This is a genomic window from Enterobacter cloacae complex sp. ECL352, from assembly GCF_020149545.1.
Lineage (GTDB): Bacteria > Pseudomonadota > Gammaproteobacteria > Enterobacterales > Enterobacteriaceae > Enterobacter > Enterobacter asburiae_B.
Genome location: NZ_CP083710.1, coordinates 125,464 through 141,736, shown reverse-complemented (window position 1 = coordinate 141,736; position 16,273 = coordinate 125,464). Strand labels below are relative to the sequence as shown.

General features: G+C 50.6%; 17 protein-coding genes and 1 pseudogene. 4 read left to right on the top strand and 14 right to left on the bottom strand.

Annotation, left to right across the window (positions count from 1 at the left end):
* Nucleotides 1-66: 66 nt before the first annotated feature.
* The 3 genes and pseudogenes from ltrA to LBF07_RS24000 all read right to left on the bottom strand — a co-directional run bounded on the left by ltrA (nucleotide 67) and on the right by LBF07_RS24000 (nucleotide 4,246).
* Nucleotides 67-1,575, bottom strand: a complete 1,509-nt coding sequence (gene ltrA / locus LBF07_RS24010) for a group II intron reverse transcriptase/maturase (RefSeq protein WP_001189111.1) — start codon at nucleotides 1,573-1,575, stop codon at nucleotides 67-69.
* Between the two features lie 672 nt (nucleotides 1,576-2,247).
* Nucleotides 2,248-2,933 (bottom strand): annotated as a pseudogene (locus LBF07_RS24005) (IS3 family transposase); the annotation flags it as partial.
* Nucleotides 2,934-3,133: 200 nt separating this feature from the next.
* A complete protein-coding gene (locus LBF07_RS24000; RefSeq protein ID WP_224435157.1) occupies nucleotides 3,134-4,246 on the bottom strand; it encodes an HNH endonuclease in 1,113 nt (370 codons plus the stop codon).
* A gap of 253 nt (nucleotides 4,247-4,499) precedes the next feature.
* On the opposite strand from LBF07_RS24000, the gene LBF07_RS23995 reads away from it, so the two are divergent.
* The gene (locus tag LBF07_RS23995; RefSeq protein WP_131638990.1) at nucleotides 4,500-4,985 is read left to right on the top strand and encodes a hypothetical protein; all 486 of its coding nucleotides are present in this window, start codon (nucleotides 4,500-4,502) and stop codon (nucleotides 4,983-4,985) included.
* A 28-nt stretch (nucleotides 4,986-5,013) separates the two neighbouring features.
* Nucleotides 5,014-5,907: a hypothetical protein gene (locus LBF07_RS23990; protein ID WP_224435156.1), complete on the top strand. Its 894-nt coding sequence runs from the start codon at nucleotides 5,014-5,016 to the stop codon at nucleotides 5,905-5,907.
* A gap of 6 nt (nucleotides 5,908-5,913) precedes the next feature.
* On the opposite strand, the gene LBF07_RS23985 is transcribed toward LBF07_RS23990, so the two are convergent.
* The 3 genes from LBF07_RS23985 to LBF07_RS24795 are packed head-to-tail and all read right to left on the bottom strand — an operon-like array spanning nucleotide 5,914 to nucleotide 8,175.
* Complete coding sequence (locus LBF07_RS23985) at nucleotides 5,914-7,449, bottom strand: IS66 family transposase (protein ID WP_016239903.1); 1,536 nt, start codon at nucleotides 7,447-7,449, stop codon at nucleotides 5,914-5,916.
* A gap of 49 nt (nucleotides 7,450-7,498) precedes the next feature.
* Nucleotides 7,499-7,846: an IS66 family insertion sequence element accessory protein TnpB gene (gene tnpB / locus LBF07_RS23980; protein ID WP_000609174.1), complete on the bottom strand. Its 348-nt coding sequence runs from the start codon at nucleotides 7,844-7,846 to the stop codon at nucleotides 7,499-7,501.
* Nucleotides 7,843-8,175, bottom strand: a complete 333-nt coding sequence (locus LBF07_RS24795) for a transposase (protein ID WP_050586387.1) — start codon at nucleotides 8,173-8,175, stop codon at nucleotides 7,843-7,845. The genes tnpB and LBF07_RS24795 overlap by 4 nt, the downstream gene beginning before the upstream one ends.
* 377 nt (nucleotides 8,176-8,552) lie before the next feature.
* Between LBF07_RS24795 and LBF07_RS23970 the strand changes: the two genes are divergently transcribed.
* Together LBF07_RS23970 and LBF07_RS23965 are read left to right on the top strand one after the other, a co-directional pair.
* Complete coding sequence (locus LBF07_RS23970; protein ID WP_045295107.1) at nucleotides 8,553-8,897, top strand: hypothetical protein; 345 nt, start codon at nucleotides 8,553-8,555, stop codon at nucleotides 8,895-8,897.
* Nucleotides 8,884-9,051 (top strand): hypothetical protein, encoded by a 168-nt coding sequence (locus LBF07_RS23965; protein WP_155404427.1) that lies wholly within the window; start codon nucleotides 8,884-8,886, stop codon nucleotides 9,049-9,051. Before LBF07_RS23970 ends, LBF07_RS23965 begins: the two co-directional genes overlap by 14 nt.
* Nucleotides 9,052-9,510: 459 nt before the next feature.
* On the opposite strand, the gene LBF07_RS23960 is transcribed toward LBF07_RS23965, so the two are convergent.
* The 8 genes from LBF07_RS23960 to LBF07_RS23925 all read right to left on the bottom strand — a co-directional run bounded on the left by LBF07_RS23960 (nucleotide 9,511) and on the right by LBF07_RS23925 (nucleotide 16,055).
* On the bottom strand, nucleotides 9,511-10,764 hold the full coding sequence (locus LBF07_RS23960) for a VWA domain-containing protein (protein WP_045295108.1): 1,254 nt from the start codon (nucleotides 10,762-10,764) through the stop codon (nucleotides 9,511-9,513).
* 16 nt (nucleotides 10,765-10,780) lie between these two features.
* Complete coding sequence (locus LBF07_RS23955; RefSeq protein WP_045295110.1) at nucleotides 10,781-11,431, bottom strand: hypothetical protein; 651 nt, start codon at nucleotides 11,429-11,431, stop codon at nucleotides 10,781-10,783.
* 59 nt (nucleotides 11,432-11,490) lie between these two features.
* Entirely contained in the window at nucleotides 11,491-12,066 is a 576-nt protein-coding gene (locus tag LBF07_RS23950; RefSeq protein WP_045295113.1) for a TerD family protein, read from the bottom strand.
* Nucleotides 12,067-12,135: 69 nt separating this feature from the next.
* On the bottom strand, nucleotides 12,136-12,714 hold the full coding sequence (gene terD, locus LBF07_RS23945; protein WP_045295115.1) for a tellurium resistance membrane protein TerD: 579 nt from the start codon (nucleotides 12,712-12,714) through the stop codon (nucleotides 12,136-12,138).
* Between the two features lie 48 nt (nucleotides 12,715-12,762).
* Nucleotides 12,763-13,803 carry a TerC/Alx family metal homeostasis membrane protein gene (locus tag LBF07_RS23940; RefSeq protein ID WP_045295116.1) on the bottom strand — a complete coding sequence of 347 codons (1,041 nt, stop codon included), beginning with the start codon at nucleotides 13,801-13,803 and terminating at the stop codon, nucleotides 12,763-12,765.
* Between the two features lie 23 nt (nucleotides 13,804-13,826).
* The gene (locus tag LBF07_RS23935; protein ID WP_219773551.1) at nucleotides 13,827-14,282 is read right to left on the bottom strand and encodes a tellurite resistance TerB family protein; all 456 of its coding nucleotides are present in this window, start codon (nucleotides 14,280-14,282) and stop codon (nucleotides 13,827-13,829) included.
* A 22-nt stretch (nucleotides 14,283-14,304) separates the two neighbouring features.
* Entirely contained in the window at nucleotides 14,305-15,474 is a 1,170-nt protein-coding gene (locus LBF07_RS23930; RefSeq protein ID WP_045295120.1) for a TerD family protein, read from the bottom strand.
* Nucleotides 15,474-16,055 carry a TerD family protein gene (locus LBF07_RS23925; protein WP_045295122.1) on the bottom strand — a complete coding sequence of 194 codons (582 nt, stop codon included), beginning with the start codon at nucleotides 16,053-16,055 and terminating at the stop codon, nucleotides 15,474-15,476. Before LBF07_RS23925 ends, LBF07_RS23930 begins: the two co-directional genes overlap by 1 nt.
* Nucleotides 16,056-16,273 lie beyond the last annotated feature (218 nt).

Genomic DNA, 16,273 nt, shown 5'->3' with positions numbered 1-16,273 from the left:
CGGACTATTTCCCTGCCTCTCCTCCCCGAACCGGACGTGCACCTTTCAGCGCATCCGGCTCTCCATTTAAATGCTGGCGAACGCCATTGCCACTTCTGTAAAGCGCGATGTATACGTGTTTCTGGTCTCCGTCCTCAGATAGGGATTACCTTCGGGTAGCCGCCAGCGGAACAGCTTCTTGCCTTGCCCCACCAACCGGTACAGTATTTCGCCGCTGAGCTTGCCGTGATTGGTTTTACCAAATAAAACCCACGTTTTGCTCTGACCCGGTTTCGGTGATTTACACCACCACCTCATCAGGGAAGCGATACCTGTACGGTATTTGCGGGCCAGCCAGTGAGCCAGCTTCCAGAACACGACACGGTCGATATAACTGAAGACTTTGGCCTTAAAATCAACGAACTGATAGAACATGGCCCAGCCTTTCAGTTTTCGGTTGAGTTGTTCAGCCATATCGACTTTGCTTTCACTGTAGTTGCCTGATAACAGTGCTGTCAGCGATGCGGCGAAGTTTCTGGCTTTCTCCTGCGGGATCGTTGAGACCACTCGCATCTCGCCATAACGACTGCGTTTGCGAATGATCCTGTGCCCCAGAAAGATAAAGCCGTCATTAACATGGGTGATTTTAGTCTTATCCATGTTCAGCCTGAGTTTCAGACTGCCTTCGAGCACACCCCGACACTCCTCCCTGATGGCTTCCGCCTGTGCTTTGGTGCCTTTGACGATGAGGACAAAATCATCGGCATAGCGGCAGTACGCCACCGCGGGTTTCCACTGCCAGTTTTCTCTGACCGCCGTACTTCGGCCCCGTTGGATACTGTTATTCCAGTACCACCGATCTTTTCTGGCTTTCCCGCTCAGGTAGCGCTCATGCAGGTATTGATCGAACTCATTCAGCATGATGTTCGATAATAGCGGCGATATAACACCGCCCTGTGGCACACCTTCACTGGCCGCCCGAAAGAGACCGACATCGATATGTCCCGCCTTGATGGTTTTCCACAGCAGAGTCATGAAACGTGCGTCACTGATCCTGCGGCGTACAGCCTTCATCAGCAGTCGATGATGTACGGTGTCGAAGTAACTGGACAGGTCGCCTTCAATCACCCAGCGTCCCCGGGTTTCACCGCAGTCTGTGAGCTGTAATTTCACCGTGCGGATCGCGTGGTGGACACTGCGCTCAGGCCGGAAGCCATATGAGAGCGTATGAAAATCACTCTCCCATATCGGCTCCATCGCCATCAGCATGGCCCGCTGAACAATACGATCCCGCAACGCGGGGATACCCAGTGGTCGCAGTTTGCCGTTGCTTTTAGGGATGTAAACCCGTCTGGCGGGCAAGGGCTGGTAGTGGCCTGAGAGTAATTCATCCCTGAGGATTTGCAGCTCAACAGCCAGTCTGGCCTGTAGCATTGTTTTGTTCACGCCATCAACGCCGGGGGTATGCGCCCCCTTTGATGAAAGCGTGATCCGCGCCGCTTCAGCCAGCCATTCTGGTTGTGTTATCAGACGCAGCAGCCGTTGAATCCGTAGGGACGGATCGGTGGCCGCCCATGTGGCAAGCTTGCGTTGCATTTCGCTGATTATCAAAGGTCTTCACCTCGTTAGGTCAGTTAATTCACGTCGCAAACACATTCAAACTGCTTCCCTTCGCCATGTAATGGGCTTTCCCCATCGCGGACTACTACGGAAGCTCCGCCAGCCAGCGCGTCATCGGAGCCATGCCCCCTTAACATCCGTCGCTGACCTTCCCCGGTTTACCTGCCTGGACTCAGGCATACTGAGGAGGCTGCCCGTCGCACTCTTTATCCTTGCTTGCCGCAAGTTGGCAGAAGTCAGCAACGCAAGCGTGATAGACGCTGCTGCCCCGGTGTTTCGCATACATGTCAAAACACCTTCGACCGGCAGTGCTTACGTATCACTGCCAGTTCCTCCTGCACGGCCTGTCAGATCACGTAGGCCGTGGTGACGTTTTCAACCCACAGAGGCGGATTAACGGGTTCATGTTCTTCAGCCTTTCAGTACTTAACCTTGAGGATCATCTCGGCTTAGTGATCTCGCCTCAATCCCCGTTGTCAGCGGGTTACATCACCCTGCGGGCATGCCGCAGGTCACTGCCGCTCAGGTTCTCCACCGTCACACCCGGTGGGATTGTTGGGTTTCTCATCGTGAGTTACCGGTTCAATATTCCAGACAGACTCGCGGTTCATTTAAGCATCCATGCCCGCCCTGAACTCCGGGCACACTATAAGTAATATCTGTGACCCAGACCTGATTGGCCCGGACAACAGTAAACTGCCGTTGCACGCGATTAGGGGCAACCACTGAAGGCCGGCCGGCGATACGACGCGGCGCTTTATAGCCGCGTACGGCTTTGATCCGGTTTTGTTGCATAATACGACCCACCCGGTTTTTGCCGCAGGTTTCCCCGATTTCGTTCAGGTCGCCATGAACCCGCCGGTAACCGTATACGCCTCCGCTCAGTGAATATGAGTCGCGGATAAGCATCAGCAGACGCTGGTTATCTTTATCACGCGCCGAGACCGGGTTGTGCAGCCACGCATAGAACCCGGCCCGGGCGACATTCAGTACCCGACACATCGTCATCACACCCCATACAGTGCGGTGTTCATTGATAAAGCGGTACTTCAGTCGGGCTCCCTTGCAAAGTACCGCGCGGCCTTTTTCAGGATATCCCGTTCTTCTTCGGTGCGTTTTAGCTGCGCCCGGAGTTTCAGGATCTCGCTTTTGGCTTCCAGTAAATCCCGGGCATGCTGTTCGCTGTTATCAGGTTTGATAGCCCGTAGCCACTTGTAGAGGCTGTGTGCAGAAACGCCCAGACGGTCGGATACTTCGGCAACGGAATAACCGCGTTCTGTTATCTGACGGACGGCTTCTTCCTTAAATTCAGGTGTAAATCGTGGTGTGCCCATACGCTCCTCCTATGCTCAAACTATAGGGCAGGATCGTCTACCGGGGCGGGGTCAGTCCAACTATAGGGCAGGATCGTCTACCGGGGCGGGGTCAGTCCAACTTACAAGTCGGCAAAAATTCCCACGTCCGCTTCTGGCTCAAAACGGACCGACTTAAGAGATAAAGTTCCGCTGTGAGCGAGATGCAGACAGTAGTAACGTTAAGCACTTTCAACGTCTTTACGATTTTCAATCCAATATTGGCGATGATTTTTCAGATGAGTTGTTAACGGCCAGTTTTGCTTATCTTTAGGTAACCTGAGATTTCGGCCATCTAACTCTGTATATTCTGTTCCGGCCAACTGTTCTGATATCCTTATTTTCAACTCGGTATCAATCCAGAGCAAACCGCGGTCAAACAGAGTATGGATATCTGTTTTCAGTAACAGCCCATGCTGAGCACGGGTATGCCAAGCTCCTGCGTAGGGGGTAATATGTGCAGCTTCAAGTAACACTTGGATTGAACAGCCCGTTACTGCACATTTACCCTCATAAGCTTCAATGAGCTTTCGTCTAAATACTGGTTGCCCTTCTCGAATAATTACCTCGCGTAGGGCTTTAAGGCGAAAGTCACCTTCATCTTCAGGCAATTCATTGAATAATTCATCTCTCGCTTCAACTACCATCCTGTCGCCTGGCCTGGGGACTGCAATCTGAATTGGCGTCTTACCATCATCGCCAATGTCCCATATGCCGTGCAGCTCCTGCACATACAGTTCATACCGTGTATTTCGTAGGTTTCCACTACGAAATAACAAATCGTATGGGCTACCCAGGTCAGTCCGAGCGCTTTTTCGGCTACCAAGATATCGATACCGGGAGTTGCTATTGACGGTTAATGCATCCAGTTGAATGCGAATCTCGGTCTCTTTCAGGGGGGCATTGCTGTTACGGATCCACTTAACAATATTTGTAGCAGAAGCGGAATTCAGTTGTGTCACGGCATACCATACGCGGAGATATTGCGGATAGTGCATTTCTTCAGGAATTATACCAGACACATCAACATCAAACGTTGAAAAATTATGATGACGCATCCATTCTCCCCACTGGCGGGAATGGGTGCTAATACCTATGCGATGGGGTTCGCGTTTGCCAATTTCATCATTGAATTCCTGTCGGGAGGGTGCTCGACCGAGTTTCTGATAAAGCTCATTACAGCAGTCCCACACTGCCCGTACTAACAGACCCTGTGGGTATCCATCTTTACTCAGGTTCAAAATGTTCTCCTTCAACGAACATATCATGAGAATAGCAATATCCAATTCTGACACTAAATCCCCCGGATAGCATCAGGCGGTTATGAGTGAAAAGCGGAAGTTGCGCGTGATCATTAGTGGACGAGGAGTGGAGTAGCCAGCTTAAAGGATAACAACCAAAGCAGATGTGACTAACACCATCAACTTATGAGCCGGATGTGTATTGCCTTTCAAACCCTCTGAGCATATTAGTATCAACTAATTGCAAACTATGCCGATACTGACAGAATGACTATCATTTAATGATAATGAAAGAAGGAAACTTGAATTGTACAGAATGACAGGAGTTGCTGTTTTAAGTCTTACGCTGATGGGATGCAGTTCTATGCCCTCAGAAAACAGAACGCAGTACCTGATAACGGAAATGCGGTCACCAGTTTCAGGACCAACCACAGTAACTGTAACCGCGGAAAGCCTTCTGAAAAAAGACAATACCCGTAATTTGCTACTGTACGCACTCCGTCCGTTGCCTGGTAAAGTATTCACCTCTGATCTGGACAGAAAATTTGCAGCAGCGACGATCTATATCGATTTTTACCCACATAAAGGAAACAGTACGGCCGAAATCAGTGGTGAGATAAATTACTATGATCACGAGCAATACGTGAATGCCCATCTGGTAGGAGGTGTTGTCAGGACAATACCACTTGCACCACAGACCATCCCGCTGACACTCAATAAGCCATTATTAATCAGTCTGCCACATGGCATCCACTATTCCGTCATGCTGACGGACAGCCAGCCTAGAACATAGCTCCGCTTAGTAAACTCATGAGGACGAAATGGCGAAAATATGGCACAAAATTAAATCGGTTTTCATAGCAGAACCGGAAGATGCTTACTGGGATCAAAGAGCGACCAACCTTGACTATCTGGTGAAGAGGCACACAGGTGAAATTATAGTTGATCCTACCACCGCGCACTTGTCCCTGGATGAACGGGCCAAAATGGCAGTCGGTACGGTGGATTTCGAGACGATGCTTGCAGACCTGGAGATATCAACAGATTATCGTTCACTCAATCCCAATGATATTGTTGTGGCAGTCTGCATTGGGATCATGGGAGTTGGAGCTGCGCAACTGACAAATCACTATGCAGATGCACTTGAAGAGAAATTCGTAAAGCTGCATGAGAATTTTAAGCCTAAGGATAAAGGCCCCAGTCCCTTAGACTACCGGGCAGGTGGTAACCATCGTTCAATCTTTGGGCACGACTTTAATCTCAATCAGAAACTGCCTGACGGTTATACGTATGGCGGGCAAGATGTCGGAGGGCAATCGGTCTATTCCCTGGTACTCAAGTATCTCGAAAGTAACTTTCCCGGTAGCAGTGGCCTCGGCCTGCATTTGAAGGCAATACTGCATATTCTGACCCACTATCTTTCCGATTTACCCACAACGAAAGGTCTTCCTCTGCCCTTTTCTTCTTTTTTTACAGAGTGGAAAGAGGACCCCACCAAAGCTACAGGGTATGCAGCCTCGAATCCTTTAATGGAAGCTCTGGGAGATGAGTACGGAACTATTAACGCAGCTGATGCATCCACCTACGCTGTTATGAAGATGCTCTTACTATCTTATGGCGCTTTTGCCCACAGGGGACTGGATACTCCTGAAGATGAAAAAGAGCTGCATAAGACGCAACGTAAGCGTGCAGTGAGAACCGTATTGACGAAGTGAAGCTGGTCAGGCAGGCAGAGTAACCCGCCACGGGAGCAGAGCACCCACCCGGTTCACAGGCCAGTCGGCGATGACATCAAGTACATAATGCAGATAGCGTTCCGGATCCACGCCGTTTAATTTGCACGTCCCGATAAGACTGTACAGTGACGCACCGCGCTCACCACCATGATCCGAGCCGAAGAACAGCCAGTTTTTTCTCCCCAGACTGACCCGTCGTAGGGCGTTTTCGGCAATGTTATTATCCACCTCCACCCAGCCATCTTCTGCATAGCGGATCAGCGCCGGCCACTGGTTCAGCGCATACCCGAACGCCTTCGCCAGTTCTGAGTGCCTTGAGAGGGTTTTCTGTTTCTCCCGCAGCCACCCCTCCAGTGACGCCAGCAGCGGCAGCACTTTTTGGTGCCGGACTGCCTGCCGTTCCTCTGCTCTTTTACCTCTGAGCTCCGACTCGATGGCATACAGCTCGCCGATCCGTTTCAGCGCCTCCTCCGTCAGGGCTGACGGGGTACGGACGTGAACATCGTGGATTTTTCGGCGGGCATGGGCCCAGCACGCGGCTTCCTTTATATGGCCGTCGCGGTAGAGCTCGTTGAACCCGGCGTAGGCATCAGCCTGCAGTACGCCACTGAAGCCTGCAAGATGGGTCTGAGGGTGGATACCTTTTCTGTCCGGGCTGTAAGCGAACCACACTGCGGGGGCCAGCGCTGATCCGGCGTTGCGGTCGTCTCGAACGTACGTCCATAAGCGCCCGGTCTTCGTCTTCTTATTGCCCGGCAACAGCACCGGGACAGGCGTATCGTCAGCATGGAGTTTGCCGTCGGTCAGGACATAGTGCTGAAGGGCTTCATCCAGCGGTGCCAGCAGACGACAACACGCATCCACCCAGCCCGACAGTACAGAACGACTCAACACTACACCCTGGCGGGCATAGATCTCCGACTGGCGATACAGCGGTGTGTGCTCTGCATACTTTGAGGTCAGCACTCGGGCCAGCAGCCCCGGTCCGGCGATCCCCCGTTCGATGGGGCGCGAAGGAGCCGGGGCCTGAACGATGCGATCGCACCGACGGCAGGCATGCTTTTCACGGACTGTCCGGATAACCCGGAAGGCGCTGCGCATCAGCTCCAGCTGTTCGGCGGCATCCTCACCCAGGTAACTCAGCGAACCACCGCACTCCGGGCAACACGGCTCAGTCGGCAGCAGCCGCTTCTCATCCCGTGGGAGTGACTCAGGGAACGGTTTGCGGGTGCGGGTCTGACGCAGCGGGCGCTGCACTGCCGGGTCATCCACCCGGCCGGTCAGCGTATCGCTTTCCTGCTGCAGCAGGTTCAGGTCAGCTTCCATTTGCGCGATACGGCGGGATACCTTTTCGGAACGACTGCCGAAGTTCATCCGGCGCAGCTTATCCAGTTGCGCCTGCAGATGGTCTATTTCGCGTTCCCGGTTGCTCAGCTTTTCCTGCAGGGCGTGGATCAACGCTTCCTGTTCGGCCAGGCGCTGTTTCAGCAGAAGGATGTCGTCAGAAGAGGTGTCGTTCATAAGCCTGTATTTTACCAGGCTTATTCTGCGACAACCAGGATAAAGAGCGCTACAACATGGTCAGGGATGTCAGTAACCGCTTTGGCTGTCGCCAGTCGATACCTTCCATCAGCATCGCCAGTTGCGCCGGCGTCAGGAACACTTTGCCATCGCGGGCTGAGGGCCAGGCGAAGCGACCACGTTCCAGTCGCTTTGTCAGCAGGCACAGACCATCGCCGGTGGACCAGAGCAGTTTTACCTGACTGCCGCTGCGTCCCCGGAAGATGAAGACGTGGCCGGACATCGGGTCATCTTTCAGCGCGGTCTGCACCTTTGCGGCGAGGCCATTGAAGCCGTTGCGCATATCGGTGATACCGGCAACCAGCCAGATTTTTGTGCCTGCGGGAAGATTTATCATACAGGCCCCCGCATCAGTTCGCGCAGGACAGTGCTCATGAGTTCAGCAGAGGGATGAGTCAGTGTTATTTCTCCTCCCCGACATTTTATGTGGCAGGTAGCGGGAGGAGAGCAGGATGGTAGTTCGAAGGTTGGGAGAGAAGAGCCCGCCTGAAGCTGCACGGGTATCAGGGCAGGAAGCGACGATGAGTTTTTTCGGGGCCGACAGACCCGCCCTTCACGCTGCCAGAGCCTTATCCATTTAAAGAGCAGGTTATCATTGACGTCATGTTTCCGGGCCAGTGCGGCAATACTGCCTTCTTCTTCAAGAGCCAGCCTGACCAGTTCCATTTTGAATTCAGGGGAATAGTGTTTCCGGGGAAGTCTTTCTTTAGCGCGCATGAGGTGTCCACCTGCAAAATAAGTGGGTGCTTAAGTTACAGGATCCTGGATTCGGGACCAGACGGTACTCAGACGACGCTTACGACGCAACTTGCGGTGATCGCTTATGGCACTGCGCTTGTTATACAGATGCTTCTGCTGGTAACAGGAACTCTTGGACGAACCGGAAAGCTGAACTACCTTATTGCCGGTCCGTTCCTCTGGAACAGCGCCCGTTCGGTGTTGATAGTCCATAAACAGCATCGTCAGGTCATGACTCATTATGAAAAATCTATTGCCGTACTTAATGACAGCGAATCAAATTTTGACGATTGGATAAAAACTGTATGCGCTTAGTAAACCATGCCACTAATACAAAAAACTTTTATCATTTTGAAGACTCCGATGATTGTTGCGAGCCTGCTGTAGTAACAGCAGCAGCTGAGCGTTTGCGGCAAAGCAAAGATCTTAATGCTGCAGATGTCGCCCAACTGGAAACGATTGTCTCGCTTGAACTGCTGAGGTATGAGTACGCTTCTGGCGAAATGCCGGTGGATGATTTAAAGTCGCAGATACAAAAATTGCGTAATAATTTAATCGATGTCCATGGCCGGGAACCTTTCGATAATGGCAATATAGACAAAGGCTTCTACACATTTCTGAACGAGGAGTATGGTCTTGTCACAAAGTAAAAACATCCTGGCCGCTGTTGGGTTATTAGTGACGGCTATTTCATCAGCTTTTGCAGGAAAAAAAGCTTCGGACCATCTTGAAAAGCGACGTAAAAAGTCGCTTGAAAAGGAAGAAGATGGGATCGATAAAAAACTCAAAAAGGACGGAAAATGATTATTTTATTTGTTGTTATTGCAATAATTGCTTTTGTATTATATTTGGCGCCAATGAGGTGCCCAGACGAAGAAGGCATCAGGCGATACAGGAGGCAAAAAAGAAAAGGTTTCGTGATAGTGACCAGAGATGAATGATATAGTATTACGATCAAGGATATGTTGCATATTGATGATGCTAATACAATTAGCTTAAAAAGCTGTAGCTAAGTGTTTAGCCAGAGTTAACTTTCTAGCTTCAACGGTCCTTGGTACAAAAATGTCATCATACGAGGCATTGTAAAGAATTCCGGAAGATACGACATCCATACCTTCCGGACAATAAATAAACAGCGTATTTGTTCGCTTTACAGCATTTTAACATGCCATTAACGCCGGAAATATTAAATTAAACTTAAGTTAAATTGCCTGGGTTAATCTTAATATGCCTGGAATTACACCAGGCACGTGGCCTTCAAAATTACAGAATATTCTTTAACTTAGCCTCATCAATCCACGTTCGGAATTCTTCAAGAAGATTATCGTAAAGTGCTTCATCGCTAACGGTTGCGAAATTATCCATGGCAAAGAAGTGCGTGTTATCGATCTTACGATCTGTAAAATCATCAAGGTTTTTCAGGATGCCATAATTCGAACCTCCGAGGCCGACAAATTTCCAGAAGATTGGATAATTTGCGGATCGACGAATAGCATCTTTTATCGCTTTTGTTTTACTGATGCCGCCGTCCGTGATGAATACGATATAGACAGGTAGCTTACTGTCCCGGTAGTAATCAACAATCTCCTCCATCACTGGTGGCTCGTTGTTCGTACCACCCAAGCCAGGCAGTAATTCCCACCTTGAGCGTTTGCCACTCCCCTGAATGGTTTCGACATAATTATCGAGATTACTCAGCGTGACATTCAGATATTTTCGGTGCTTTTCAGCAAAGCCCCAAAGATCCATTTCACCGTCATCATCAAACTGAACGGCAAGAACAGCGATGCGATCCAGTACAGACTGCACATGCCCTCTTGAAAACTCTCCGGTCATTGAGCCAGAGGCATCGAGCACAAACGCTACGCTCGCCTGCAGCGTATTAAGCTTGTGCTTGGTCAAACTGACGGTCGCTTTTTTTGCAAGGCTGACCAGGCGTGGCGCTTGTTTCTCCAGCTTTTTCTCAAGACTTATCGTCGGAGCTGTTGAAGGTTGAGGAGCCGGTGTCGGAGCTGGAGATGACACGTCAACACCGTAGCTGATGGCCAGCGGCTCAAGCCCGCCATTGAAACCTTGGCCAAGCGCCCGGAGCTTCCAGTTGCCGTTATGACGATAGACCTCCGCCACGATGATGGCTTTCTCGCTGCGCCCTGCCGTCTCGGGATCGAATGATGCGATGCCGGGTGCCTGCAGGCTCAGCTGCTGCAGGCCGGTAATGGTATCGCTGCCATCGATGACGAGAGTTAAGGCAATTTTCTGAACAGCCGGTGATACACGGTTAAGTTCAATATGCACGCTTGATTGCTGTGTCCCAGGAGTCAGTTTAACGGCGCCATCCGGTGAACTCAGATTATTAAAAAAGATGAAATCGTTATCACCACTCACCTTTCCCTGTGCGTTGAGCATGAAAACGCAGGTATCGGGTTCGCCGCGAAAAGCCGGTCGCACCGGATATCGCAGGTTGAGCGTGATAGAGGATGAAGTTAGAGGGATATTCTGACCTGACTGTAATTGCATGGCTTCTGCTCCTTGTTTAATAACCGTAGTCTCTGCCACCCTTTACGCGGGTTCTGGCCTGCAGCGCCGAAAGACATTCGTCACGCTTTTGTTTATTGGAAAAGTTGATACGGCGGGACCCAAAATCACCGTGAATGTAGAAATTGACGCCTTTCTCTCGGGTGATATTCGATATTTTGCGTATCTCTATGCTGTCCTGCTCGCCCATTCTGCTCAGGAACCTGAGGCGAAGCCAGTCACCCAGTCCCATATTGCCTATGTCGGCAGGGAGGATAATTGTTCTGTCGTTGTCATTGAAGACGATGCCGAAGTACTCAATGGCGATGCGCTCAGCCATTTTTTTCATTGGCCATATCATGACAATCGGATAGAGAATGAATAAAACTCTCGCAATGTAATGTGCGGTTCCTGGCGATACAAATTTAGCCGGAAGTGCACTCAGTTGCAGAACCAGTACGGCTGAAACCACAATTACAGCAATGGAGGCACCCAACGTTTTAAACAGAACGCCAATATCGTAAACACGCTGGATGTTTGGTATTGCTGAGTATTTTCTTTTTAATTTTCGGTAGAAGAACATCCCGAATATCAGAAAGGGCAGGAACACAAAAAACGCTACAACAAAAAGTAGTATTACAGCCGAACCATCATCTTTTTTCTTTGCCATGTGCAGACACCTATAAAAAAACCCCAGTGACAGCACCGGGGTTGAGTATGTAATTATTATTAGATATTAACACCGTGCTGGGATGCCAGCGCCGGTAATCCACCTGCAAAACCCTGGCCTACGGCTTTAAATTTCCATTCGGCGCCATGGCGGTACAGTTCGCCAAAGATCATAGCGGTTTCGGTGGACGCATCTTCAGACAGATCGAAGCGTGCGATTTCAGCAGCATTATCGTTGTTGTAAACGCGCATGAAACTGTTGCTCACCATACCGAAGTTTTGCTTACGGACTTCGGCGTCATAGATGGTGACAGCGAATACCAGTTTTTTAACGTCAGCTGACACTTTGGTCAGATCAATTTTGACCGACTCATCATCGCCATCCCCTTCACCAGTACGGTTGTCACCCTGGTGTTCCACGGCGCCGTCAGGACTGGTTTTGTTGTTGAAGAAAATGAAGTGCTGATCAGAAAGCACTTTACCGTCATCACCTACCGCGAACACAGACGCATCCAGGTCAAATGGCTGACCGTCGGTGACACGCGCATCCCAGCCCAGACCAACCATCGCAACATTCATGGTTGGTGCTTCTTTAGTAAGGGATACGTTACCGCCTTTAACGAGAGAAACTGCCATTGTTAAGCTCCTGCTATTAATTAGGGTTTGGGCTGAATGAACAGCCCGGGGACAGAAAAGCGACTTTTATCAGGACGCGTTAATGCCGTACTGAGCACACACGGAAGCCAGGCCACCAGCATAACCCTGGCCGACCGCACGGAACTTCCATTCGGTATTGTGACGATACAGTTCGCCAAACAGCATGGCGGTTTCTGTGGAGGCGTCTTCAGTCAGATCATAACGAGCGACTTCAGTCTGGTTATCGTCGTTCACCAGGCGGATAAACGCACCGGATACCTGACCAAAGCTCTGTCGGCGGGCCTGTGCATCATGGATCGTCACCACAAACACAATCTTATCCACGTCTGCCGGGATAGTATCCAGTTTGATTTTCAGGGATTCATCATCACCATCGCCTTCACCGGTACGGTTATCACCGGTATGGGTAACGGACCCGTCAGCTGACTTCAGGTTGTTATAGAAAATGAAATCTGCGTCATTACGAACTTTGCCACTGGCGCTCAGCAGAAACGCAGAAGCATCCAGGTCGAAGTCCTGCCCGTCAGTGGAACGAGCATCCCAGCCCAGACCAACCAGAACATTTTTCATGGTTGGAGCTGCTTTGCTCAGGGATACGTTACCGCCTTTAGAAAGAGAAACACTCATAGTTCAGCCTCATGCATTAGTAATAGAATTAGTGAAATTCTCAGGAGATTAGCTCTCCTTTCCCTCTGTTTCTGGTTTGCCCGGGAACATGACGCTTGCAATGATCCCGACGGCCAGGACACCCAGCACGACGTACAGGCTGGTGGTGGCCGCAATATTATACCCGTGGTGCCAGATATGGTCTGTTGCGTTCAGCCCCAGTTTGGCAGCGATGAAGAACAGCAGTACGATAACGGCTTTCTCCAGATGCACCAGATACTGCTTCAGGGCTTCGAGTACGAAATACAGGGTACGAAGGCCCAGGATAGCAAACATCATGGCACTGTAGACAATCAGTGGCTCACGGCTGACGGCTATGATGGCCGGGACCGAGTCAAACGCAAACATGACATCGGAGAGCTCCACTACTGCCACACAGAGCATCAGCGGCGTGGCGTAGCGCCATGCTTTCTTACCGCGACCGATGGTCACATCTTTGTTTTCAGGTTTTGCCAGCTCGGCATCCACTTCTTTCTGAGAGAGAAGGAAAGCGTGACCCTGAAGTTTTGGCCAGATCGGGAAGAAGCGTTTAACCATCCGGTATGCAAGATGCTGCGAATAGTCTTCCACTTCCTCTTCATCACCGCCACTTCTGAGCATCATGACAGCCGTCCAGGCCACGATGAGGGCGAATACCACTTCAACATACGGCCCCAGGCTCAGCAGGCCAGCACCGATGGCCACAAAAATGCCCCTGAAGACGATGGCGCCAATAATGCCCCAGTAGAGCACACGGTGACGGAAACGATCTGGTACCGAGAACCAGGAGAAAATGGCCATCATCACGAACAGGTTGTCGACAGAAAGCACCTTCTCCAGTGCATAACCAGTGACAAACAGGCTTGCGACTTCAGCACCGTGGTGAACGTACAGGAACCCGGCAAATGCCATCGCGACAATGACCCAGAACACGGACCACAGCGCGGCACTTTTCAGCGAAATTGGCTTGTCATGACGGTGCATGAACAGGTCAATGAAAATGGCACCGAGTGACAGCGCAATAAACACTGTGACTGTCTCAACCGGAAAACCAATATGTGTCGAAACCATAATTTACCTTTAAAGGATGTATCTCAGAGGCCGAATTCAGCCGGGTCAAAGCCGAGCACGACAGCGATTTCACGTGCGGCTGCTTTCTCATCCGGGTCAAAGTTACCGTCGCTTTTGCCAACAGCAATACCAACGCGTAATGCCAGTTGTGCGGCTTCAGGCTGATCTTTCAGCGCCAGGATGTACTTCATGGTTTCACCTTTACCAATCTCAACATCGAAATCGAAACTTGAAACCAGTTTGTTGAAGAACTCGATAACCTCATTGGTATCGAAAATTTTCAGTTCTTCGGAAGCACGCAGAAAACCCATCATTTTCTGTTTTTCTTCCGAGCTTACGCCGTCACTGGCGGCAGCAATACGGGCGCAGACAGCGACTGTACCCTGCATGAACTTCTTATTTTTGAAACGGCCAACCTGACGGGTCAGTTCGTCGCGCCCGGAATTAAGCGCACCTTTAACTTTGTCGAAAAAACTCATGGTTAAATCCTTTGATGTCACGTTATTTAGAACCGGCGCTCCAGCGAAAGCCCCAGTTAAAGGCTTTGTCCATTTCAGACTGGCCTTTGAAATACTGGTTGATTCGCTCCACCTTGATGGCGCCATTTTCGTTGACAAGGCGGGCAATCGCACACAAGGTGCGACGGTTATCGCCTTCTGTCAGCCGGGTTTCAATAGGCGGCTGATCCGGAACATGGATGGTGACGATCCCATCTGTTTTATCCCAGCTGGCCGCACCTTCGTAAATGAAGGCATAGATCAGGACCTCACGAACGTGCTTCCATTCGCGGCCGTTGATGTGCAGCCATTCACCTGAAGCATTGTCGCCAGTACGATCATCGCCCTGCAGCTGAACATAAGGTTCGTCATGATAATCACCGAAGGCATTACCCAGCGCCTGTATTACCGATTTGTAACCGTCTTCCAGCTCTACAAAGGCACCCAGATCCAGATCAATCCCTTTGGAACCAAACATGCCCCTCAGTCCTGAGCTGCCGCTTGCGCGATTCCAGTTAAGATTGATACGGATCTCGCCAAAGTTATCGCGTTTGGCCAGGCTGATTGCTGGTTTCTCCTTGGTCAGGGAAACCTTGCTCAGGCTTACTTTATTAGCTGCCGGAGCTGGTGCTGGTGGCGTAACGGCAGGCGGCGCAGTTGTAGTGTCCGGAGCCGGTGAGTCTGCGATATCAACACCAAAGTGTTCCGCCAGCGGCTTTAGTCCGCCATTGAAACCCTGAGCAACGAAGCGGAATTTCCACTCGTTATTACGACGATAGAATTCACCCAGAATGAGCGCAGCTTCCTGACGGCCCGTTAAATCCACGACGCCGCTAACCAGACGGGTTGCACCCTGCTCTACGTCAATAGACAGATTGCGAAGACCAGCAACGGTCTGCCCACCGTCACAGGTAACGGTAAAGGCAATTTTCTGGACATCGGTCCTCAGCCGGTTAAGAGCGACAGTAAATGTTGAATACTGTCCCTCACTCACCAGGCTGACAGTGCCATCATCGTTGCGCAGCTGGCCGTAGAAGACCATATCCGCATCCCCCTGCACTTTTCCGTCTGCATAAAGACGAAACGCAGAGGCGTCAACCGGACCACCTGAGGTGATTCGAACCCGGAGCTCCTGTGATGGTACGGGGGCATTGCCCCCCGGCGTCAGGTTCATTAGCGGACTACCGTTGAAACGATATCGGAGTGCATATCGGTAATGGTACGACCGCGGCATGGGTGGCCATGGGCCGTGAAGTCCCAGTTGCCATTATTACGACGCAGGGACGCAATAACGATGCCGGTATGGGCGCCCTGCTCGGTCAGCTGATAACGGGCGAGTTCTTTGTTGGTCTGATCAACTACACGGCAGAATGCATTATCGACATCGTTGAACGACTGACCACGGAAGCTGTTCACGGTAAAGGCCAGGTACTCGACATTTGCAGGCAGTTTGCTCAGATTGACATTGATCACTTCATCATCACCATCGCCTTCACCTGTCAGGTTGTCGCCGCTGTGAACAACAGCCGTACATTTGGATTTCAGTTGTTGGAACCAGACGGTGTCGATTTTGTTTCCGGCGCTGTCCATGAGGACACATCCGGCATCTAGATCGATGGAACCACTGCCACCAAACAACCCACCCAGCAGCCCTTTTTTCTTAATTGGATCCCAGCCAAGACCAAACTGAAGCTGGCTGAGTGCAGAAGATTGTTTAGTGAGTGAAACCGTCTGATTCTTGCTTAATGAAACCATATTTATTTCCTTAAATGGTGATGAGAAAGTTAACCCAGAGATAACGCTTATCCACTAACGTAAAAAATCATATCATGATGAAGTTCTGAGGCAAGAACAAATTTTTAGGGTTTTTTGATCCAGGGCTGTATTTTCGCTACATTGTTGCGCACTTAAATCTTTCAGGTTGCTGAAATATAAGTGTATAAACCCCCTGCATGATCACAGTCACAGCGTTG

What these genes read in the sequence shown, in the direction of transcription:
- ltrA (WP_001189111.1), bottom strand. Translation starts at nt 1,575, where the DNA reads ATGCAACGCAAGCTTGCCACATGGGCGGCCACCGATCCGTCCCTACGG.
- LBF07_RS23990 (WP_224435156.1), top strand. Translation starts at nt 5,014, where the DNA reads ATGGCGAAAATATGGCACAAAATTAAATCGGTTTTCATAGCAGAACCG.
- LBF07_RS23985 (WP_016239903.1), bottom strand. Translation starts at nt 7,449, where the DNA reads ATGAACGACACCTCTTCTGACGACATCCTTCTGCTGAAACAGCGCCTG.
- tnpB (WP_000609174.1), bottom strand. Translation starts at nt 7,846, where the DNA reads ATGATAAATCTTCCCGCAGGCACAAAAATCTGGCTGGTTGCCGGTATC.
- LBF07_RS24795 (WP_050586387.1), bottom strand. Translation starts at nt 8,175, where the DNA reads ATGGAACTGGTCAGGCTGGCTCTTGAAGAAGAAGGCAGTATTGCCGCA.
- LBF07_RS23970 (WP_045295107.1), top strand. Translation starts at nt 8,553, where the DNA reads ATGCGCTTAGTAAACCATGCCACTAATACAAAAAACTTTTATCATTTT.
- LBF07_RS23960 (WP_045295108.1), bottom strand. Translation starts at nt 10,764, where the DNA reads ATGCAATTACAGTCAGGTCAGAATATCCCTCTAACTTCATCCTCTATC.
- LBF07_RS23955 (WP_045295110.1), bottom strand. Translation starts at nt 11,431, where the DNA reads ATGGCAAAGAAAAAAGATGATGGTTCGGCTGTAATACTACTTTTTGTT.
- LBF07_RS23950 (WP_045295113.1), bottom strand. Translation starts at nt 12,066, where the DNA reads ATGGCAGTTTCTCTCGTTAAAGGCGGTAACGTATCCCTTACTAAAGAA.
- terD (WP_045295115.1), bottom strand. Translation starts at nt 12,714, where the DNA reads ATGAGTGTTTCTCTTTCTAAAGGCGGTAACGTATCCCTGAGCAAAGCA.
- LBF07_RS23940 (WP_045295116.1), bottom strand. Translation starts at nt 13,803, where the DNA reads ATGGTTTCGACACATATTGGTTTTCCGGTTGAGACAGTCACAGTGTTT.
- LBF07_RS23935 (WP_219773551.1), bottom strand. Translation starts at nt 14,282, where the DNA reads ATGAGTTTTTTCGACAAAGTTAAAGGTGCGCTTAATTCCGGGCGCGAC.
- LBF07_RS23930 (WP_045295120.1), bottom strand. Translation starts at nt 15,474, where the DNA reads ATGAACCTGACGCCGGGGGGCAATGCCCCCGTACCATCACAGGAGCTC.
- LBF07_RS23925 (WP_045295122.1), bottom strand. Translation starts at nt 16,055, where the DNA reads ATGGTTTCATTAAGCAAGAATCAGACGGTTTCACTCACTAAACAATCT.